Annotated in this window: 11 protein-coding genes; 7 read left to right on the plus strand and 4 right to left on the minus strand. The window is 60.7% G+C overall.

Annotation, left to right across the window (positions count from 1 at the left end; translation table 11 throughout):
• Positions 1–35 precede the first annotated feature (35 nt).
• Positions 36–1,316 carry a sodium:proton antiporter NhaD gene (gene nhaD, locus IPJ76_08450; protein ID QQR88224.1) on the minus strand — a complete coding sequence of 427 codons (1,281 nt, stop codon included), beginning with the start codon at positions 1,314–1,316 and terminating at the stop codon, positions 36–38.
• A gap of 104 nt (positions 1,317–1,420) precedes the next feature.
• Here nhaD and IPJ76_08455 point away from each other — a divergent pair, with 104 nt between their 5' ends.
• The 6 genes from IPJ76_08455 to IPJ76_08480 all read left to right on the plus strand — a co-directional run bounded on the left by IPJ76_08455 (position 1,421) and on the right by IPJ76_08480 (position 15,717).
• Entirely contained in the window at positions 1,421–2,152 is a 732-nt protein-coding gene (locus IPJ76_08455; GenBank protein QQR88225.1) for a response regulator transcription factor, read from the plus strand.
• Positions 2,153–2,204: 52 nt separating this feature from the next.
• Entirely contained in the window at positions 2,205–4,163 is a 1,959-nt protein-coding gene (locus tag IPJ76_08460; protein ID QQR88226.1) for a tetratricopeptide repeat protein, read from the plus strand.
• Between the two features lie 106 nt (positions 4,164–4,269).
• Positions 4,270–6,336 (plus strand): tail fiber domain-containing protein, encoded by a 2,067-nt coding sequence (locus IPJ76_08465; GenBank protein ID QQR88227.1) that lies wholly within the window; start codon positions 4,270–4,272, stop codon positions 6,334–6,336.
• 87 nt (positions 6,337–6,423) lie between these two features.
• On the plus strand, positions 6,424–10,188 hold the full coding sequence (locus IPJ76_08470) for a T9SS type A sorting domain-containing protein (protein ID QQR88228.1): 3,765 nt from the start codon (positions 6,424–6,426) through the stop codon (positions 10,186–10,188).
• An 87-nt stretch (positions 10,189–10,275) separates the two neighbouring features.
• Positions 10,276–11,874, plus strand: coding sequence for a T9SS type A sorting domain-containing protein (locus tag IPJ76_08475; GenBank protein ID QQR88229.1), 1,599 nt, complete (start codon positions 10,276–10,278; stop codon positions 11,872–11,874).
• Between the two features lie 87 nt (positions 11,875–11,961).
• Positions 11,962–15,717 (plus strand): T9SS type A sorting domain-containing protein, encoded by a 3,756-nt coding sequence (locus tag IPJ76_08480; GenBank protein QQR88230.1) that lies wholly within the window; start codon positions 11,962–11,964, stop codon positions 15,715–15,717.
• A 177-nt stretch (positions 15,718–15,894) separates the two neighbouring features.
• Here the strand turns inward: IPJ76_08480 and IPJ76_08485 are convergent, their stop codons facing one another.
• Together IPJ76_08485 and IPJ76_08490 are read right to left on the minus strand one after the other, a co-directional pair.
• Positions 15,895–16,584, minus strand: a complete 690-nt coding sequence (locus IPJ76_08485; protein ID QQR88231.1) for a T9SS type A sorting domain-containing protein — start codon at positions 16,582–16,584, stop codon at positions 15,895–15,897.
• A 23-nt stretch (positions 16,585–16,607) separates the two neighbouring features.
• Positions 16,608–17,705, minus strand: a complete 1,098-nt coding sequence (locus tag IPJ76_08490; protein QQR88232.1) for a hypothetical protein — start codon at positions 17,703–17,705, stop codon at positions 16,608–16,610.
• A gap of 143 nt (positions 17,706–17,848) precedes the next feature.
• Here IPJ76_08490 and IPJ76_08495 point away from each other — a divergent pair, with 143 nt between their 5' ends.
• A complete protein-coding gene (locus IPJ76_08495; protein QQR88233.1) occupies positions 17,849–18,658 on the plus strand; it encodes a T9SS type A sorting domain-containing protein in 810 nt (269 codons plus the stop codon).
• Between the two features lie 36 nt (positions 18,659–18,694).
• Here IPJ76_08495 and IPJ76_08500 read toward each other — a convergent pair whose 3' ends face one another.
• Positions 18,695–23,008 (minus strand): DUF4011 domain-containing protein, encoded by a 4,314-nt coding sequence (locus IPJ76_08500; protein QQR88234.1) that lies wholly within the window; start codon positions 23,006–23,008, stop codon positions 18,695–18,697.
• Positions 23,009–23,080: the final 72 nt, after the last annotated feature.

Raw genomic sequence — 23,080 nt, forward strand, 5'->3', positions numbered from 1 at the left:
CGGGAGCTGCACCAATGAGCCCGTGCCGTCAGCCGTTAGAACAGTGCGTTCTGCAACAGGTACACCGCGACCCCGGCCAAATAGCCGGCCAATGCCAGCCCGGTCATCTTCTTCAAGTACCAGAAGAAGCCGATCTTCTCCATGCCCATAGCGGCCACGCCCGCTGCACTGCCGATGATCAGCGCGCTACCGCCTGTTCCTGCGCAATAGGCCAGGAAGATCCAGAAGGTGTGGTCGGTCGGGAACGCACCTGCATACATGCCCTGCGCCGCCGCCACCAACGGCACGTTGTCCACCACGGCACTGGTGAGGCCGATGAGGATGGCTTGGGCGTGCACATCGGGCACAGCTGCGCTCAATCCTGTGGCCACATCGGTCAGTATACCTGCCGTCTGCAGTGCGGAAATGCTGAGCAGGATGCCCAGGAAGAACAGCACACTGGACGAATCGACTTTGCGCAGCGCATGCACCACGGTGTATTCCACGGCGAACTCGTCGTCCTTGCCGCCATGCATGATCTCCGTGAGCAACCACAACAAACCAAGCATCAGGAGAATGCCCACGAAGGGGGGCAGATGGGTGACCGTTTTGAAGACAGGCACCAACAACAAAGCGGCCACCCCGGCAACCAGTACCGTGGTACGCTGGCCTTGTGTCAAACCGTCATCCTTCCGACCGTCACCTTCCGGCCGGTTCATTTTGCCGCGTAAGCGATGGTTCGCCAGCACGAGCGGCACGGCCAAGCACGCCAGACTGGGCAAGATCAAATGCAGTATCACCGGCGCTGTGGTCACCTGTCCTTTGATCCACAGCATGGTGGTCGTCACATCGCCGATAGGGCTCCAAGCACCTCCTGCATTGGCGGCAATGATCACGATGCCCACGGCCCACATGCGTTCTTCCTTGTTGGCGATGAGCTTGCGCAAAAGCGTCACCATCACAATGGTCGTCGTGAGGTTGTCCAGCACAGCGCTCAGGAAGAAGGTGATGAGCCCCACGGTCCACATGAGCCCGCGCTTGCTGCTTGTGCTTATCCGGGCAGTTACCAGGTCGAAGCCGTTGTGCGCGGCAATGAGCTCCACGATCGTCATGGCCCCCAAGAGGAAGAAGAGGATGCCGCTGATCTCGCTCATGTGGTGCCCGATCTCGGCCGACAGGTCGTGCCCCGCATCCTGCCCCCCTCCACCGAAGGCCAGAACGGCCCATAGCACCGCGCCGGTGATGAGAGCGCTGGCGGCCTTGTTCACTTTGATCGTATGCTCGAACGCGATGGCTGCGTAGCCGAGAACGAAGACTATGATGAGCAGTGTGGACATGCCGCAAGGATACGTGTGAGCATGTTCAGCAATGGCCGGACGTCGTTGAATAGTGGTAAGCACATCTGCTCAAGCTCCCGGGCAGTTCGACCTACCTTTCCACCATGCAGGCCGTTATCGTGGACGATGAGCAGGAGGCGCGCGATGTGCTGCGCGCGATGTTGCACCGCCATGCTCCCGAAGTGAACATCCTCGCGGAAGCCGCATCAGTTGCAACGGCGATCACTGTTCTGAACGAGCACAAGCCCGACATCCTCTTCCTGGATGTGCAGATGCCCGGTGGCGATGGCTTCGAACTCCTGAAGCGCTTGGGCACTTGGGACTTCGACGTGGTCTTCATCACCGGTTCGCAACACCACGCCATCCAAGCCATCCGTTTCAGCGCGCTGGACTACTTGATGAAGCCCGTGTTGGGCGATGAACTGCGCGCGGCCGTCGATCGGCACCTCGCGAAACGCGGTGGACCATCGGACGCGCAAGCCCACTTGTTGCACAACATCGCGCAGCCCGATGAGCGCAGCATGAAGCTCACGCTCACCAGCGGTGATCGCAGCTACTTCGTGGACCCCGCCGAGGTGGTGTGGTGCGAGGCCGATGTGAATTACACGAACTTGCACCTGGCGGACGAACGCCGCTTCGTTTCAGCGCGAACGCTGAAGGACTATGAGGACATGCTCACGCCCATCGGCTTCCTGCGCACCCACCGCAGCTACCTGGTGAACCGGGCGCACGTCGATCATCTGGACAAGTCGGGGTTCGTGGTGCTGCGCAACGGCAAACGTGTGGAAGTGGCATCGCGGCGGCGCGAGGAGGTGGCGCGGGCGTTGGCGGTTTGATCGCCGATGCACTCGGCCGGTCCACAAGCCGCCGATCCCCGACCTTCACCGCATGAGGCGATGGTGCGTGCTGCTCGTGTTGCTTGTTCCGTGCTGGTCGCTGGCGCAGGATCCCACATTGGTACCCGACCTGTTGACCGCATTGCGCGGCCCGCAGCCCGATACCGCGCGTGTTCAATCGCTGGTCAAGTTGTGCTTCAACCTCACACGCTCCTCACCGGATAGTGCACGCATGTTCGGCGAGCAGGGCCTGGCACTTGCACGCAGCATCGGCGATACGCGATCGATCGCTGATGCGCACAATAACTTGGGTTGGCTGGCCCTCAACCAGGGCGATCTGCCGCGCGCCCAGACCCAGCTCGATTCGGCCTTGCTCCTCTTCGAAGACTTGGGGGAACCCCGATGGATCTCCGTGGCGCGCAGCAACCTCGGCTGGCTCGCTGAACGCAAGGGAGATCGCGCAGGTGCCCTGAAGCAGTTCCAGGAGGCGCTCAAACAGAGCGAAGCCGTCAACGACAATGGCAATACTGCCGTGTTGCTTTACAACATCGGAACCATCTACAACAAGATGGAGGAGTTCGCCCGTGCGCGTGAGCTCTTCGCGCGCTCATTGGAGCTGGAGCGCGCGCTCGGCCGCCCGGACAAACAAGCGAACAGCTTGATGGGCATCGGGAATACGTACCGGAGCGAAGGGGATGCGGCGCGGGCACTGGAACACTATGAACAGGCCGGCCCCATCTTCCGGCGAATAGGTGATCACAATGGCGCCGGGCTCGTTGCGGAGAACGCAGGCGCGCTGTTCGATGGTTCAGATCCCGACAAGGCGCTGGCCTATTACAGGGTCGCACTCCGCGAGTACGCCATCATCGGCAGCGGCACGGACCAGGCGTATGCACTGCTTTCCATGGGCGCCACGCAAATGGCGATGGGACTGTTGCAGCAAGCTGATTCAAGCTTTGGCGCAGGCGCGGCGCTCGCAGCGGCCAGCGGCGAACCCGAGTTGATGATGGAGTACGAGCAGCGCCAAGCTGAACTGGCGAGTGCACAGGGCGATAGCAAGGCCACGCTGATGCACTACGAACGCTATGTGGCACTGAAGGACAGCTTGCGCAACGCTGGTACTGAGAACGAGTTGATGCGCTTACGCACCGAGTTCGAGACGGAACGTGCGGAAAAGGACAACGAACTCCTTCGCTTGAAGGATCAGGAGAACACCGAACGCCTGCGAGCGCGCAACCTCCAACTCTACGGAAGTCTGGTCTTGGCCGCCCTGGCCTTGGGTGCTGTGGTGCTCGTTTGGCGCAACCTGCAACAGCGCCGCAAGCACCAGATCGTGCTCGAAGGATTGAACACCGAACTGCGTGTTCAGAAATCGCGCATCGAGGAGATCAACGGTCTGCTGCGTTTGAAGGTCCTGCGGACACAGATGGACCCGCACTTCATCCACAACTGCTTGAACGCGATCCGTGCACTATCGCTGAAGGGCGAGCATGAACGGGCCGAGGAGTACCTCGAAGGATTCGCGCGCCTCTTGCGCAACGTGCTAGAGCACAGCGTGCGCGATCGTATTTCACTGGATGAGGAGATCGCCTTCCTGAACGACTATGTGCGCTTGGAGCAACTCCGGTTGGGCGATGACTTCACGTGGTCCATCACTGCCGACGATGCATTGCTGGACGAAGAGCCGCAGGTGCCATCGCTGCTCGTGCAACCCTTCGTGGAGAATGCCATCTGGCACGGCTTGGCACCGAAGCAAGGCCCGAAGCGCTTGGAGGTGCACTTCTTCCAAGTGGATGGCGTGGTGGCCTGTCGTGTGCGGGACAACGGTGTGGGCCGCACGGAGAAAGCTGCGACGCCGGGCCGCACCTCATTGGGCCTGAAGCTTACTGGTGAGCGCTTGGAGCTGCTTACTGAACGCATGCGCAGTGCAGGCGGGTTCCGGGTGGAGGACCTCAAGGACCCGATTGGCGCACCATCCGGAACGCTGGTGGAAATGCGTCTGGCGGTGTAGCGTTGGATCAGTAATTCCCGCGTTCGATCGATCGCGCTTGGCCAGCTGTGTTGCGTGCCTTCCCTTGGTGCTCCACCCGGAACCCCGGTTGGCGAATCCAGGACCCATGAAAAAGTCACTTTCCTTTTTCGCGCTGTGCATCCTTCTGCAACCCTTGTTCGGGCAGGACTGGTCGCTGACCGGCAACGCGGGCACCAACCCGGCCACACACTTCCTCGGTACGACGGACAACCAGCTGCTCACCTTCCGGAGGAACAATGTACAAGCCGGACTTATCGACGGGTACAGCAACACGTTCTTCGGTTCCAGCGCCGGTCTGAACAACGTGCCGAACGTGATGCTCTTCCAAGGGCAGAACAATACAGCCGTTGGTGCGGGTGCCTTACGGGAGAACACCACCGGTAAGTTGAACACCGCCTTGGGTAGTGGTGCGCTGATGGTCAACAGCTCAGGCACAGCGAACACCGCGCTCGGTGCCTCTGCGTTGGACCATTGCCTGAGCGGAGGATCCAACACAGCCATCGGGTACAATGCGCTCAGCAGCTGCACCGGATCATCGAACACGGCACTGGGGGACGGTGCGCTGGCTGTTTCCGGTGGTGTGTCAGGGAATGTAGCCCTGGGTGCTGGTGCGTTGAACCAGAACGTGGGTGGAAGCCGGGGCGTGGCCATCGGCTTCTGGTCCATGTTCTACGCGAACAACATGAGCAGTGCCTTCACCAACCAGAACGTGGCCATCGGCTACGAGGCCTTGCGGGGATCCACAACGCCTGCGAACAACTACGGCAACCGGAACGTGGCTGTCGGTTACCAGGGGTTGATGGCCAACACATCCGGAGACGACAACACCGCGGTTGGCAACAATTCGTTGGCGAGCAACACGTCCGGAGGTGGCAACACCACGTTGGGTGCATGGGCGCTCGATGAGAACACGACCGGCATGAACAATTCCGCGCTGGGATATCTTGCCCTAACGGGGAACAGCACCGGCTCGACCAACGTCGCGATCGGGCCCTCCGCATTGTCGGCGAACAAAGCGGGCAGCCGCGCCGTGGCCATCGGTGCCGATGCCATGCGCTACGCGAACGGCACATCCACCGCGTTCAACAACCTGAACGTGGCGGTGGGCTATCAGGCGATGCACGGGTCCATCTCGCTCACGGCGAACACGGGCAACCGCAATGCGGCGCTCGGGTACCAGGCGTTGAAGGACTACACCACGGGCAACGACAACACCGCCCTCGGTACGCAGGCACTGTCCGTCGCTACCACGGGTTCAGCCAATACGGCCGTAGGCTACCTGGCCTTGGGATCACTGTCCACCGGTAGCAACAACACGGGTGTCGGGCGGCTGGCGAACGTGTCATCCGGCACGCTCACCAACGCCACGGCCTTGGGCTACAACAGCACGGTGAACGCCAGCAACAAAGTGCGCTTGGGCAACAGCTCGGTCACGGTTGTGGAAGGTCAGGTCGCGTACACGTCGCCCAGCGATGCGCGCTTCAAACGAGAGGTTGAAGAAGATGTACCCGGCCTCGACCTGATCATGGACCTGCGACCGGTCTCCTACTCGTTCGATCGGCTGGCCTTCGCGAAGCATGTGAAGGAGAACGTCGAAGGCCGCGAAGCCGAACTCGCCCAGGCTTCAAGCCAACGCACGGTGGGCTTCCTTGCACAAGAGGTGGAGCAGGTGGTGAAGGATGCGAAGTATGCCGCCTTCGATGTGGTGCATGTGCCCGAAGGACCGACGGACAATTATGGCTTGGCCTACGCCCAATTCGTGGTGCCGTTGGTGAAGGCTGTACAGGAGCTGCATGCGGAGAACGAAGAACTGAAAGAGGAATTGACGGCTATGCGGACCATCCTGTCTGAACGTCTGACCGAATTGGAGAAGCAGCAAGGTGTCGATCACGCTTCCGGTGATCTGCGTGTCTTCCCCGTGCCCACCCGCGACAAGGTGAGCATCGAGATGGAGGAACGCCTCGTTGGGAAGCCCGCTGCGTTGGAGTTGTTGGATGCCACAGGGAAGGTCGTCCACCAGTTGGCGATCACGGCCTTGGGCACCGGGCTCCAGTTCCAGTTGCCGACCGATCTGCCGACAGGGTCCTACACCGTGGTGCTGTATGCGGTCGGGGAGGCCCCGCGTTCGGCGCGCGTCGTGATCACCCACTGACGCTCGATCACCTTTCCCTGCGTTCGATCGATCCCGCTAGGAAGCAGCGGTGCGGTGGCGTCCCTTGCACCACCAAAGTCCTTCGCCATGCGCCCTTCGCTCCTCTTCCTGCTCGCCGCTCTACCGGTTGTGGCCTTCGCCCAATCGCCGGACAACTGGACTTGTGAACGGGCCTTCGAGCTACCGGTATCCAGCACCAATCTGGCGTCGTTCACCTACGTGAACGGGGTGATCTTCCCCAGTCTACCGCCCGTGCCCACCACCACGTGCAGCGGAACCCTCAACCGGCGCTCCGGCTGGTACAAGTTCACCGCGACTGCGACCACGCATTGGGTGCGCACCGAAGGGCCTGAGACGGACTCCCGCATCATCGAAGTGCTTGGCGGAACATGTGGTTCGCTCACCTCCTTGCAGTGCTTCGATGGCCTCAACACCTTGCAGGGGCAACCTTATCAGGCGCTCACCGGCCTCACGATCGGGTCGGTCTATTTCATCCGGGCGATGAACAGCTCCCTGGGCTGCGATGCTTCGAACGGGAACTGCGTTATGGGCTTGGCGGTGGTGAGCGCTGCACCCAACGACGAATGTGCGAGCGCCACGCCGCTCACCTCACTGCCCGCCGCGCCCGTCGTGCGCCCGATGACGGATATGGCGACCATCGGTGCCACGGCATCGCAACCGGCGTGCGCAGGCGCCGCTGGCGACTCCGATGATGATGTCTGGTACCGGTTCACCGCAACGGCGACAACGCAACACTTCGTGTATGATCTGCTCTATGATGTGGAACCTGTGGTCCAATGGTTCAGTGGCTCTTGTGGTGCGCTCACCAGCGTGGCGTGCAACACCACCAAGGCCACGGGACTTACACCGGGCCAGCAGTACCACATCCGCTTGCACAGCGAGGGCACGGACCACACGCTGCGCCTGCTGGGCGATGTGTGCGAGAGCGCCAGCAATGATGAATGCAGCGGGGCCATTCCCATCGTCGTGGCGCTCACCGGCGAAGAGCCGCAAGAGGTGGAGATCACCACGCGCACCGGCACGAGCAGCACGGTACCATGCGATGTGCAGAACAGCGATGTGTGGTACAGCTTCGTCGCCCCCACCGCTGGGATAACGATCACTAGCACGAACAATGAGTCCGCCGCGATCTATAGTGGCACCTGCGGATCGCTTACCTGCTACGATGAAGATGCGCTGAACACGCCGTGGAACGTTACCGGCCTTACACCGGGCACGTTGTATTTCCTCAAGCTCGGTGAGAACAACACCCTACGCGAGAGCACCATCCGGGTGATGGCGCAACCAGCGAACGACGAGTGCAGCGATGCCGTCGGGCTGGATGTGCAGTCCTATGGAAGTGGACAGGGCTTCGTGCATGGGCACACCGGCGGTGCAGCAACCGGTGCACAGGCCTGCCAGAACACACAACCGCGCGATGTGTGGTACTCCTTCACCGCCACTGCTGCACAACATTACATCCACCTCGAGCCGACCATTCAGACATCGAGCCTCTTCTCCCAAGTGCTCTCGGGATCGTGCGGATCCCTCACCAGCATCATTTGCGACGAGGACAATGCCGCATTCAGTCCGTTGATGGTTAGCGGGCTCACGCCCGGAACATCCTACTTCGTACGTGTGTATTCCAACAGCAACACCACCACCGCCTTCCGCATCGGCATCACCGTGGGCATTGTGAACGACGATTGCTCGGGTGCGTTGCCGTTGCAGGTGCTTTCTCCCGAACAGGTCGCCGGTCAGCGGAAGGAGAACACCCGCAATGCCGCCATCAGCACCGGCTCTTGTGCACAGAACGTCCCGGACCTGTGGTACACCTTCACCGCCACGGATGATGAGGCCACCTTCGTTGCGGCTTACGAGGGGTCGAGTGTGACCGCGTACACCGAGCTGTTCAGCGGCACGTGCGGGAACTTGACCAGCCTGTCCTGCGCCACCAACTTCCGGAACCGGTTCACCGGACTTACACCGGGCACCACCTACTTCGTGCGTTTCGCCCAAAGCACCTTCGCGTTCGTGGACTACGTGCCGCACCTCGCGCAGGTGCCCAATGACGAGATCACTGATGCGCTGGTGGCACCTTTCGGCAGTTCCAGCACCGGTCCGTTGCACAACGGCAGCAGCTACGGTGCCACGCTGAGCTATCCACAGTTCTGCAGCCAAGCCGATCCCGACGACGATACCTGGTACCGCTTCACAGCCACCGCAACTGCGCATACCGTGCATGCGTTGCAGCGCAATACGCTGTTCACGGAACCAACCTTGTCCCAGATGAACGTGGAGGTGTACGATACGCTCTCCACCATTGCTGACACCTTGGAGGCGCACATGGTCAGTTGCGGCATCGCACCACGAAGCCTCACCGGACTGGTGATCGGCCGCGACTATTGGTACCGGGTGTACACGCCTGGCTCCGCTCCCTACGCGCTGGCCATGTTCAGCACATGGGTACAGGACCAGAGCAACGATGAAGCGATCGGTGCCGTTGCACTCACATACGGCGATGCCTACTCCCACTACTTCACCACGAGCGGCGCCACGCAGAGCCTCCCCGGCGCTGATTGCAGTACGGACGACACCGCCGATGACGACATCTGGTTCCGCTTCACCGCCACGAACCAACCGGCGCGGATCGTCGCTGGCCATGGCACGGCCGACCTCACCTTGGAACTCTTCAGCGGAACACCCGGCAACTTGACGAGCGTGACGTGTAGTGACAACATCTTGGTGTTGCCCGCGCTCACAAGCGGTCAAGTGTATTACGTGCGCCTGTACAGTTGGCGCAATGCAACTCCGGTGGAAGGACGCCTCGGGCTGTTCGTGACACCCTCGCTCACCGCGAACGGTTGTGTGGACGAAGCCTGTTTGGGGCCGGTGCTGCTCGCGAATCCTTCCATCGAACAAGGCGCTTACTGCCAAGCTGGAGTGCCGAACATCACGGATGTCGCAGGCCTGGGTATTCCACTGGCGCCCGGCTGGCCCCGCTTGCACGGCGGGTCATCCGACGGATACAGCAGTTGCATGCCCCATAACGTCAATGGCGAAGCGCCTGCGCAGATCATCGTGGTCACCCTGAACCGGAACCTGCCGCGCTCCGGAAAGGGCATGGCCGGTGCCCTCGCGCTGGAGATCGAATACTACAGGGAGTACATCCAGGCGCCATTGAGCGAACCGCTGATTCCCGGTGAACCCTATCTGGTCTCCTTCAACGCTGTGCTCTCCGAAGGCTCCGATGTGAAGGTGAACGGCTTGGGCGCATTGCTGAGCGTCGGGCCCATGGTCGAAGGCACCTACGCCCCCTTCGACGTCGAACCGCAAGTGGTCACCTACGACATGGTGGAGAAGGGCGCATGGACGAACATCTGCGGGATCGTCGTACCGGACGCGGCTTATGACAACATCACCGTCGGCAGCTTCTTCCCCGACCGTGCGGCATACACCCACGTGGGCCCGATCAACGGTTTCTCCACGGCGTACCACTTCTACGACGATGTTGTCGTCGCGCGGATCAACGACCCGAGCTGCATCACTGGTCTGGGCGACTTGCCGCCGTTGGATGAGAACGCTGCTGGTAGCGGCGATGCGCTCCGTGTCTACCCCAACCCTGCGAGCGACCTGCTCAACATCGTCGCGGATCCTTCGCTCTTCGGCCAGCGCGCGGTGATCGAAGTGTACGACGCTACGGGCAGCCGTGTGCATGCGGAACAGGTGAACTTCTTTAACGCGCTGCAACCACTCGACCTGTCGCAAGACTGGAAGGAGGGATTGTACCTGGTGATGGTGCGGGTGGAAGGGCAAGGCTCGAAAGCGGCGCGGGTGGTGGTGAGGCGTTAGCGCTCGATCACCATTCCCCGCGTTCGATCGATCCCGCTTGTGAACGGCGGGTACACGTGCTCCCTTGGCACTCCAAAGCCCGTTACCATGCGCACCCTCCTCCTGCTGTTCACACTACAGACCCTGCCCGTTCTAGCCCAATGGGAATGGCTGCAAGCCGTTCAAAGTTCATCGGCGGAACCCGAATGGGGGCATGCGGTGCGCTACTGTCCGGATGGTGGCATGGTGGCCACCGGTCAATGGCGGAACCTGGGCCAGTTCGGAGCAACGGTGTTCAACGGCCCTTTGCTCAACCAGATGAACGCCTTCGTGGTGCGCTATGCGCCGGATGGTGAAGTGGAATGGGCGCATTCGTTCCGCTCAACAGAGCAACTCTCGAACACCGATGCATACGGCCTTGCCGTGGATGCTGACGGGAACATCATCGTGGGTGGCACTGTGGGCGATACGCTCGTGATCGACGAGGTGCCGGTGCTGCTTGTCGGTGTAGGTGGTATTTCGAGCTGGTTCATTGCCAAGTTCGATCCGGATGGCACCTTGCTTTGGGTGACCAGCCATACGGGTTCGGCTCCGGGTCGTTTCCTATGGTGCTTGGATGTGGATGAGGCCGGGGACATCTGGGCCGGTGGCACACGCCAAAGTGCTGTCAGCCGCTTGGTGAAGTTCAGTGGTGCGGACGGTACCGAGGAGTTCGTGAGCGACGATATCCACGGAAGTGCGAGCCGCGTGGAGGCCACAGGAAACGGGAAGATCCTGCTGCACGGCCAAGCATCCAACAACTTCACCTTCGGCGGGATGAACTGTACACTGAGCGGAGCGATGGGCGGCGGCGGTTACACGAATTGGACGATCCAACTCGACACCGCAGGCACGGCGGATTGGTACTACGCGCCGGACCAAGGCTACACGGGTGGTATGGGATGGTCCACCATGTCGATGAGCGCCACGGCCGATGGCCACAGCTTCGTGTATGCACGCGCCAACACGCGCATCAACGGCGATACGATCGCTTATGGCGGCAACCGCAAAGGACTCTTCCTGTTGGATCCATCCGGGGTGCCGGTGTGGTGGAAGCACATCAACGACAGCGGGACCTTGACCGTGTTCGACATGCGCACGGTTGAGGGCGGCGGTTGCTGGGTTGTGGGCGATATGAGCGGCACCTGCGATCTGTTGGACACTACCGTCACCCACACCGGTCTCTTCGCATTCCTCTACAACGATGCTGGCGATGTAGCGCGGCGCGTCTTCGGCCCGCAAGTGGTAAACACCTGGTCCGTGGATGCACGGCCCGATGAAGTGGTGGTAGCCGGAACGCAGGCGGGCAACACGTCCTTCGGCGACCACGTGATCACCGACAATTGGTTCGGGTTCTTCGCGGCACGATACGGCCCTGCTAGCGATGTGGGCATCGATGAGTTCGCTGCGCCTACTGGGCTGTCAGTCTATCCGAACCCTGCGAACGACCTGCTCAACATCGTCGCCGATGCATCGCTCTTCGGCCAACGCGCGGTGATCGAAGTGTTCGACGCAACAGGTAGCCGTGTGCATGCGGAGCAGGTGAACACCTTCAACGCGCTACAAACGCTCGACCTGTCGCGAGACTGGAAGGAAGGTTTGTACCTGGTGATGGTGCGGGTGGAAGGGCAGGCCCCGAAAGCGGCGCGGGTGGTAGTGAAGCGGTGACGCTCGATCACCATTTCCCGCGTTCGATCGATCCAGCTTGTGAAGGGCGATGGCCTGGTGTCACTTGCTGCCTCAAACCCGAACACCATGGGCCGATCATTCCTCCTGCCGTTCCTCCTGTCGCCTTTCCTTGCGATCGCTCAGCCTGCGCAGAACTTCTCCTGTGCCACCGCTTTCGAGGTGCCGGTCTCCAGCACGAATGTCTCCGAGTTCACGTACGTCAACGCCCGGAACTTCCCCTCGGCGGCTCCGGTCCCCGCGACCACATGCAGCGGCACGGCGAACCGACGCACCGGCTGGTACAAGTTCACGGCAACGGCCACCACGCATTGGGTGCGTACGGAAGGCGCTACGACGGACGAGCGCATCCTCGAAGTGCTGGGCGGCACCTGCGGGGCACTCACCACCCTGCAATGCTTCGATGGCCTCACCACATTGACCGGCCAACCATACCAAGCGCTCACAGGGCTCACGATCGGCGATGTGTATTTCATCCGCGCCATGAGCCCCGGAATAGGTTGTGATACGTTCAACGGCAACTGCGACATGGGCTTGGCCGTGGTATCGGCGGCGTCGCATGATGAATGCCCGAACGCCCTGCCGCTCACCGTGCGTTCAGCGCAGCGGGTGACTCTCCCCGCCACGGAGGCCGCCACCATCGGAAGCACGGCCTCGCAGCCCGCGTGCGCGGGTCCGGCAGGCGATTCCGACGATGATGTATGGTACAAATTCACCGCCACCGCGCCGACGCAGCATCTGGTGTACAGCTTCCTCAATGGCGTGGAGCCCGTGATCCAATGGTTCGGCGGATCATGTGGCGCGCTTACCAGCCTGGCCTGCGATGCCACGAAGGTCAGCGGCTTGACACCCGGACAGGAATACCGCATCCGCCTGCACAGCGAAGGCACCGCTTACACCTTGCGCATGTTGGCCGATGTATGCGAAAGCGCAACGAACGACGAATGCAGCGGGGCCGTTCCGATCGATGTGGCGTTGACGGGTGAGGATCCGGTGGGCGTGGAAGTATCCACACGCGCCGGTACCAGCAGCACGGTGCCGTGCGATACGCGGGCCAGCGATGTCTGGCTGAGCTTCACCGCGCCTTCCACCGGCGTTACGGTCTACAGCACGGGCTTGCAGCATGCGTCGGTCTTCAGCGGTTCCTGCGGATCGCTCACCTGCCAAGCGAACACCTCACTGACCGCGCCATGGAACATCACTGGACTTACGCAGGGCGACACCTACTACCTGAAGATCGGCAGCAATTCCAGCTTCCGGGAATCCGTCATCACCATCGTGGAACGACCGACCAACGACGAGTGCGCCGATGCGACACCGCTCGCCGTGCAGCCCAATATGGGTGGTCAGGGATTCGTGTACGGCCATACCGGTGGCGCGGCGACGGGCGCGCAGGCGTGCAACAACGCCCAGCCACGCGATGTGTGGTACACGTTCACCGCTACCGCCGCGCAACATGTGCTGCATGTGGAGCCCGCTGTCGCGAATACCCAACTGTTCTCGCAAGTCCTTTCCGGTACGTGCGGCTCCCTTACGAGCATCATCTGCGATGAGAACTTCGCCTATTCTGAACCGCTGCGGGTAAGTGGACTCACGCCCGGGACGCAATACCATGTGCGAGTGTATTCCAACAGCACCTCTACCACCGCCTTCCGCGTCGGGGTCACGGAAGGGATCGTGAATGATGAGTGCGCGGGTGCGCTGCCCTTGCCGGTGTTGGGCGCTACCGATCTAAGCGGACAAGTGTCGGCAAGTGTGTTCGATGCTACGGTAGGCACAAGCACCTGTGGCGTGAACTTGAGGGACGTATGGTACACGTTCACGGCCACCGATGATGAGGCGACCTTCGTAGCGGCCCACGAGAGCGCCAGTGTGACCGCATCCGTCGAGCTCTTCAGCGGAACCTGTGGATCGCTGACCAGCTTGGCGTGCGTGAACAACATGCGGGCGCGGTTCACCGGCCTTACGCAGGGCACGACCTATTTCGTGCGCTACGCGGAGAACTTCCCCAAGGACTACGTGCCCTTCATCGCGCAGGTCCCGAACGATGAGATCACCGGTGCCATCGAGGTGCCGTTCGGGAGCTCCTCCACCGGCCCCATGCACAACGGCAGCGGTTACGGCGCCACGCAGAGCTACCCGCCTTTCTGCGGGCAGGTGGCCAGCGACGATGATACCTGGTACCGCTTCACCGCGACAGCTGCTTCGCACACCGTTCGTGCCGTGCAGCGCAACACCATCTTCGGTGAACCGAGCCTTGGCTTCGGGCTGCAGGTGGAAGTGTACGATACGCTCTCCACGATCGCGGATACGCTGCAAGCCCACATGGTGAGCTGCGGATCATCGCCGCGCGTGCTCGGAGGCTTGGAGGTGGGGCGGGAGTATTTCTACCGCGTGCATACACCCGGCGTGGCGCCTGCTGAATTGTGCGTGTTCGGCACCTGGGTGCAGGACCAGAGCAACGACGAAGCGGCCGGAGCAGTGCAATTGACCCATGACGATCGCTACACGCACTACTTCAATACCACAGGTGCCACCCAAAGCCTGCCCGGCGCGGATTGCGGCACCGACGACACGGCGGATGACGACATCTGGTTCAAGTTCACCGCCACCAATGCTCCAGCCCGTGTGGTGGCGGGGCATGGCACGGAAGACCTCACGCTGGAGCTCTTCAGCGGTCCGGTCGGCAACCTCACCAGCATCGCGTGCAGCGACAACGTGCTGGTGCTGCCCGCGCTCACGAGCGGACAGGTGTACCATGTGCGGCTCTACAGCTGGCGCAACGGCGTGCCCGTGGAAGGTCGGGTCGGCCTGTTCAGCACGCCATCGCTCACCGCGAACAGTTGCGTGGATGAAGTCTGCCTAGGGCCGGTGCTGCTCACGAACCCCTCCATCGAACAGGGCGACTATTGCCTGACCGGCGTTCTGTCGGTCGAAGATGTCTCAGGCCTGGGTATTCCGCTGGCGCCAGGCTGGCCGCGTCTGCAAGGCGGTTCCTCGGACGCGTACAGTAGCTGCAGCTTGTTCGGCGCCGGGGGAGAGGTACCGGCCGAGATCAGGTTCGTCACACTGAACCGGGTACTACCCCGATCGGGCAAGGGCATGGCCGGAGCACTCGCCTGGGATATCGAGGGCTATCGGGAGTATATCCAGGGCACGTTGACCGAGCCGCTCATACCGGGCGAGCCCTACCTCGTCTCGTTCAATGTGGTCACGGCCGAAGGTCCCTTCCTGCGCGTGAACGGCCTGGGGGCCTTGCTCAGCATCGGTCCCATGGTCGGCGGTGGCTACGCCCCCTTCAACGTGGACCCGCATGTGATGACCTACGATATCGTGCAACAAGGCGAATGGACCAACATCTGCGGGATCGTGGTGCCCGATCAGCCTTACGACAACATCACCATCGGCTCCTTCTTCTTCGATCGCGACGAGTTCACCTACGAAGGGGATCCAGCATCTCAAGCCTACCACTTCTATGATGATGTGGTGGTGGCGCGCATCAACGATCCCGGTTGCATCACCTCCATCGGTGATGTGCCACCACTGGATGCAGAAGCCGCTGGCAATGGCGATGCCCTGCGTGTATACCCCAACCCTGCGAGCGACTTGCTCAACATCGTCGCCGATCCATCGCTCTTCGGCCAGCGCGCGGTGATCGAACTCTTCGACGCAACGGGTAGCCGTGTGCATGCAGAGCAGGTGAACTTCTTTAACGCGCTGCAACCGCTTGACCTGTCGCGCGAATGGAAGGAAGGCTTGTACCTGGTGATGGTGCGGGTGGAAGGGCAGGCGCCGAAGGCTGCACGGGTGGTGGTGAGGCGGTGAACGCGATCTTCGGGGCATGGCCGCTCCCAGCACCCAGCGCGCAGAGTTCTTCCATGCCCTTCGTGACTTCGCCCAATCCGGTATGCAGTCCTAGGCGTGGGTATTCATGTCTTCCGTTGCTCGAGCAACGTTGCCGGGCGCTAGGCTCGATGCCGCTCAAGTTGGCAAGGATGTGTTCTACTGCTTCTGGAAGGAGAAGCCGCGCACCTGCCCCCCGATCGTGAGCCGCAACAGATACGTGCCGGAAGTCAGCCCGGTGATGTCGATGCGTCCGGTTGATGCGGAGAGGCGTTCGTTGTATACGCGGCGGCCGGCCGCATCCAGCACCTCCAGCAGACCGCCGACGTCTTCCGGCGAAGAGGAATAGTTGAGCACATCGATCGCCGGACTTGGCCACGCGAGCAGTTGCGGATCGGCATCGTTCGCGGTCCTGTCCACGGTCGTGCTCAGGTGATCATAGATCAAACCGGTATGATCGTGTCCGTTGAGCGTGACGTAGTAGCCGCCGTTGCGTCCGGTGGTGAACGCATCGTTCATCAGTTCGATCGCGCCACTGCCGATGAAGGGTATGGTAAGGATCGTGTATTCCTGACCGGCCTCCCATGGATCACCGTTGCCGGACAAGGAGGAAAAGCCGAAGCCCGCGAAGACCTGGTACATCGCGTTTTCGTTCGTTGTTACCTGTCCGCTGTGCGTGATGGTGAGTGGTGCATTCTCAGGAGCGATCGCCGGTGACAGCACGATGCCGGTGACAGCATCCCACCGCAGGGTGAAGACCACGGAGCTGAAGACACCGTCGAAATGATCGGCAGGGCGCACGCGCACATCCAGCATGTGTTCGCCTGTTCGTAAGAGCGTGATGTCCATTGGCTCCTAACAGGCGCCTTCGCTCATTCCACCAGGATCATGCGCTTGACCGATCCATTGACGATCCTCCACAACCCCGCACCACCACCGACCCAGATGGCCCCTGCCCGATCCTCCACGATGAATTGCACATGACCGAATGGAACGCCATCGGCCAACGGGACCTGGGTGAACGTGGTTCCATCGAAGACGCAGAGGCCACCTCTTCCGCTCCCGATCCACAACTTCCCAGTGGCGTCCTGGAGCAGGGCGTGGATGCTCGGGTCACACAGGCCGTCCGCGGTGGAATAGGTGGTGAAGACGCCTTCCTTGTACATGGTCAAGCCGCTGGCGCGGTTGCCGTTGAACCCGAACCAGACGGTACCGCTCCGATCGGTGTATATCGTACGGACCATATCCTCGCTCAATCCATCCTTCACAAGGAACTGCGTGAAGATTCCATCGGCGTAACGCATGGCTCCACCGTGGGTCATGGAGGCGAACCATAAGTGGCCCTTCTGATCCGCTTCGATGCACGGGATCCAATTGTAGGTGCGCCCGTCCGATTGTTTTGTTCCGATCTCGGTGAGGTTGGACGTGAACGCCTTTCCGCTGTACCGGTAGGCTCCACCTCCGGCGGTCCCGATCCAGAGGTCGCCGTTCGTATCCACTTCCAAGGCATGCACGGCATTGGGATCGATCATGGGATACATCTCATCGAGCCATCCGCCGGTGGTGTCCTTGAAGGGCAAGGGGATGGCTGTGAATGCGCGCCCATCGTACCGGCACAGGCCCTTTGCGGTGCCGAACCAGAGCGCTCCGTCCTGGTCCTGGACGATGTCATGCACCTTAGCGTTGCACAGACCGTCCCGCGTGGTCAGTTGGTTGAATGCACTGCCGTCGTATCGGAACACGCCGGATCCGAGCGTCCCGAACCAGAGGACGCCATCCTTATCCAAAAGACCGCTCCCGAACCCGTGCTTGGAGATGATATCCGTGACCGCTTCGGTACTCGGCATATCCGACCCGGGAAGGCCTTGTTCACCCACCTGTTGTTCGGGACGATCCTGTGCCGTGCAGGAAACGATGATCAAGGCTGTGGCGAACACGGTGTAGCGCATGATGGCACGGGTGGATTTCATGTTGTCGTGGTCGGCGTGTCACTGGTCGATCCGACGTTGCCCCAAGGCCTTCCTTGCGGCCCCTATTGGATGCAAGTGGGCTAATGCAGAGGTAGGGCTAATTCCGCTTGCACGGAGGTTCCTCCGGCGGATACGGCAGCTGTGTGCCATTCGATGTCCGGGGCGAAGTGCCTGCGGAAGTCACGGTGATCACCTTGAACAAGAACCTGTCGCGATCCGGCAAGGGCATGGGCGGATGCCTTGGGTTGGAGACCGAGTATTACAGGGAATACCTCCAGGCGCCATTGAGCGAACCGCTGATTCCCGGTGAACCCTATCTGGTCTCCTTCAACGCTGTGCTCTCCGAAGGCTCCGATGTGAAGGTGAACGGCTTGGGCGCATTGCTGAGCGTCGGGCCCATGGTCGAAGGCACCTACGCCCCCTTCGACGCCGAACCGCAAGTGGTCACCTACGACATGGTGGAGAAGGGCGCATGGACGAACATCTGCGGGATCGTCGTACCCGACGCCGCCTATGATAACATCACCGTCGGTAGCTTCTTCCCCGACCGTGCGTCATACACCCACGAGGGCACGATAAACAGTTTCAATACAGCCTACCATTTCTACGACGATGTGGTGGTGGCGCGCATCAACGACCCGAGCTGCATCACCAGCATCGGCGATGTGCCGCCGTTGGATGAAAGCGCTGGTGAAGGTGATGCACTACGCGTCTATCCGAACCCTGCGAACGAGTTGCTCAACATCGTAGCGGATCCATCGCTCTTCGGCCAGCGCGCGGTGATCGAAGTGTTCGACGCCACGGGCAGTCGTGTTCATGCAGAGCAGGTCAACTTCTTCAACGCGCTGCAACCGCTTGAACTGTCGCAGGAGTGGAAGGAGGGCTTGTACCTGGTGATGGTGCGGGTGGAAGGGCAGGCGCCGAATGCGGCAAGGGTGGTGGTGAGGAGGTGACGCTCGACCTCGTTGAGCCGAGTAGCTGAGGATGAACTAGTTCATCTGGGTGGTCATCGACGCCGCTTGGTGCTTCCCGCGGATGTCCGATAGGTGTTTGCCATGATCCCGGAAGATAGCAGGTGTCCAGAGCCTGTGCAGATCCCATCCTTGGGATATCAGGACCGTACTTCGGAAAAGCTCCCACGCGATCGGATCAGGTGTCTTCCGATAGCGCGTGAAATCGGTGAGCACGCCGATAGTTACGTCGGCGGGATGTCCCGGATGCGTCAATGCAACATCCACGCAGAAACCATCATTTCCCCAATACACCCGGTTGCCGATGCCATGCTTCGCACTGAACCAATTTCCAAGGCTTTCAGCAACCCGTGACGGTGCCTTCGTCTCGTGGATTTCGGTATCCGACATGATACGCTCATGCAAGGTGTTCACCTCTTCCTGCCATTTCTTGAAGATATCGGCGAGGTATTCCGCGTAGCGCAGATAACCGTAGAGATGATGACGGCCGGTCATCGTCTGGCCCTCGGCCAATGGCGTCGTGCTCACGTACTCGGAGCGAGGAATGGAGGTAAGTACATGCACCTTGTCCCGCGCACGGGTCACCAGCACGTTCAACCGGCGCTCACCGCCGGCGCGTGAAAGTGCTCCGAAGTTGCGTCGGAACTTGCCCTCTTTGTCCAACCCGAAGGTGGTGCAGATGATCATGTGGTCGCGTTCATCACCTTGAACGTTCTCCAGGTTCTTAACGAACAAACCCTCGAATGAGTCTCGGCCTTTCCGCAGGCGGGCGTTCTGCAATCGCATGGCAAAGTCCGCATTCGCGGATGCACGTTTATCAAGCGCATCCAGGATGGCATCGCGTTGTGTGATATTGAAACAGGCGACACCGATCGAAGGTGGATCCGTCTCCGATAAGAGTTTGTCCACGAGTGCAGTCACGGCTTCCGCTTCCTTGGGATTGGTGCGGTCGATGTATGTTCCATCCACACGGATCAGCTCGATCGGCGTTCGCATCAACTTGTTCTTGGGATGCCCCGGTATGGGTTGCAGGCGACTTCCATAGAACGCTTGGTTGCTGAAACCGATGAGCGCTTCGTTGCGGGAGCGGTAGTGGACATCGAGGAAGGCCTCCTGCACATTCAAGTTCAAGGCGGAGCTCAGCAGGTCTTCCGCTTGGGATTGGCGGCTCACGAACAGATCTTCGGCCGTTTCAGCGTCGCTATCGTCGCTCTCGGTCAAGGCGCCTTCGAAGAACCGGGTAGGGGGCAGCTGCTTTGGGTCGCCGGCGATCACCACTCGCTTGCCACGGAGCAGCACGGGTAGCGCTTCTTCCAATCGGCACTGGCTGGCTTCATCGAATACGATCACATCGAACAAGGCTTCGCGTGGGAAGATCTGGGCAACGGTGGATGGACTTGCCATCCATACCGGGCATAGGTCGAACAATGGGTCCCCATCCGGAGTGCTCGCTCCACTGGCGATCATCTGGCGCAGCTTCATGGCCTTTTGCCCCCGCACGAAGAGCCGTTGGCGCAGTGTTGCACCTAGGTTGTTCAGTCGGCCTCCGGTCGAAGCCAACAAACGCTTGCGCCACCGTTTCTGCCAAGCATGCGTGATGCGATCGCGCACCCGTTCGGTCTTCTCCTGGGTGCGTGAAAGGAGTTCGGAGAAGCCGGCTTCGATGCGTTCGGTATCGATCCGCGACAGTTCCGGATCCCTCTTCAACCTGTCACTGATCACGAACTGAAGGGCGACGCTGCGCAAGGCAGGTTCGGCGAGCGCATAGGATAGCCCTTGGGTTACGACCGCTTTCATGGCTTCTTGCAAGGGGGGTGGAAGTGTGGATGAGCGATCCAGCATTCGAAGTGCGTCCTCCAGAGTGGGCAGGAATTCAATGACCCTGTCCAGCCAAGAGGCTATGGAGTGTCCTTTCCGCATGTCATCCATCCGGTTTGAAAGAACATTGTCCGTGAAGAACTCCAGAGCGGTCAGCTGTTGCTGGAGTGTATGCAGGCCTTCGCTCAACCGTGCGGAAGAACGCAGGCGTTCGCTGAATGCGAGCATTTCATCGGTCGTTCGCAGCGAAGCCAGGGCGAGTTCCTGTATCGAAGCATGGATCGGTAGCTCCATGTGATCCAGCAATGCACACAAGGTCGGTGTGCCCTTGGCGAAGCGGAGCAGGACATGGTCATCTGGAGATCCAGGGCTTGTGGTGCCGAGGGTTCTGCTGTAGAGGTCGGTCCAGATGTGCCGAACACGCGCTCCTTCGAGGTATGTCTTGGCGCGTTGGATGTCGTTCTCGATCAGCCCGAGACCGAACGGTTCAAGTGCTTCCTTGGCCGCACGTTTCAGCTTGCCTGCGAACCAGCGCCGCCAACTCGTGCTTACGACCTCCCACTCCTTGATGCGAAGGAGCCGCTGGTTGCATTCGGTCAGTTCAGGCATTCGGCCACCCAGCTGCAACTGGATTTCCCTGTCAAGCGGATGCTCCAAGGGGCCAAGGTCCTTTTGGTGGATCTCGATCTCTTTGATGAGCATCGATCGGTCGGTCAACTGCTGTAGAGGACCCACCAGCTCCAATGGTGCGCGCGATGCGGCCTCTGTTATGGCTTCGGCAAGCGTTCTGCGTGCTTGTGCAAGGTGATCGAAGGCTTGTGCCCCCGGTAACGGAAGCTCGTTCGTTCCGTGTTCGGCATCGATCACCAGGGCGGCTTTCATGGCCTCATCCAGTCCGGTGCTCAAGCGCCTGATGTCGGTGGACTGATAGTCCGCAAGCGTCATGCGGATGGAATCCTGCATTGGGCTTTCGGGCCAACGCGCCTTCACCGCACGTTTGGTGATCTCTTCGATGTCGGTCCGGTTCCTGTCGATCATGTCGAGCGTCAGTCCCTCCAGAATGGGTAGTGACACGACTTCGCCGAGTTGCAGTTCAAGCCATTCGCCGCAAAGGCGATGGAAAGAAGGGCTGTCGGTCGCCTCCGTGTGAAGGCGGTCGAAGTACCCCCGCAACTCGCGATGCAGGAGGTTCAATCGATCATTGATCAACGACAGGTTCGAAGCGGGATCCGGAAGGGGTTTCTCTTCCGCAAGCTCCTCCAATCGTTCGCGCATCTTCAAGTAGAGGTCCTTGCGGTCGCGTTGCGGATCATGCACCACCCCGCACAGGTCACCTAGCCCCATGCTGTCCAAACGGTACTTCACCACATCCAGCGCGGTCCGTTTATCGCACACGAAGAGTACGCGTTGCTCGCGTGCCAGGTGGTCTCCGATGATGTTCGCGATGGTCTGGCTCTTTCCGGTTCCTGGCGGGCCGTGTACCACGAGCGCTTGGCTCATGCGCGCGTGGTGCACCGCTTCTGCTTGGCATGGATCGGCATGCGTAACTAAGAGCTCCTGGGCGAAGTCTTTCACGGATGCTGATCCAGCGGATGACGTATGGTCGTGTTCGATGGCATCCGGTAGTGCGCTGTCCTCGGGTTCGGCCAATGCATCGGCGTGGAGAAATGCTTTGACCGGTCCGACCAATTCAGCCTCCTTCTCCATCATCCACTTCGTGTCGCGCAATAGCCCTGGATTCGTCAAGGGAAAGAGCCCAAGGACAGCACACGGTAGCACGGCCGGTTCGTTCGGCAGGTCTTCCGTCCTTGGGGCTGCGCTCAGTAGACTCTCCGCCGTGAACGTCACAGGTTCGTCGATGCCTGCGGCCTGCTCGATGCGTACGAGCACTTCGGCTATCTCTTTCCATGGCTCCTCTCCGCTATCGTCAGCGAAGAGATCATCGGTGTTCCTGCCGGTCTGCTGTTCTATCCAGGCAAGGAGTCCCGGGTTCGGTTGGATGAGGTCAGCGCCATCTCCAACGAGCTCTATCGTAACGCCGGCGCCAGCACCGCGCCGTACACGCATGTTGATCGGCAAGAGCAACGCTGGCGCAAGGACGCGTTTCGTCGCCGCACCACGGTCACTGCGTGATGGAATTGAAACAAGCGGGAATCCGATGAACAAAGCCTGTTCACCATGGTCATTGTAGTAGTCGTTCGCGTCTTCGGCGATATCACGCAACTTGTTCAGTACGCGTGCCTGTCGGTCATGAAGGGTTTTCGCCTTCTTCTGTTCGTCGGTCCATTGTTCCTCTGGCAGTTCAGGTTTCACGAACACCGGAACTTTGGCTGGTACATCGATGGTCCCTTTCCCGGTCAGAAGGCTTGCGATCAGTTTTGCGGGGTCAATGCTCTTCAGATGGTTGAATTCCATCACATCCACTCGCTGTCGACTGTTGTGTGGACGTGCATTGAGCGAGGGACCGGAAGTGAGGCTCGCATGGAGCCGGTCCAGCATGGTCTTGAGGATCATGGGGCGGGTTCAGGTTCACGAACTTATTGAAAGGAACCGGTTTCGTGTCGGCGTACACCGCTCCAAGAGGGA

It is taken from the genome of Flavobacteriales bacterium, assembly GCA_016699575.1.
Taxonomy (GTDB): Bacteria; Bacteroidota; Bacteroidia; order Flavobacteriales_F; family PHOS-HE28; genus PHOS-HE28.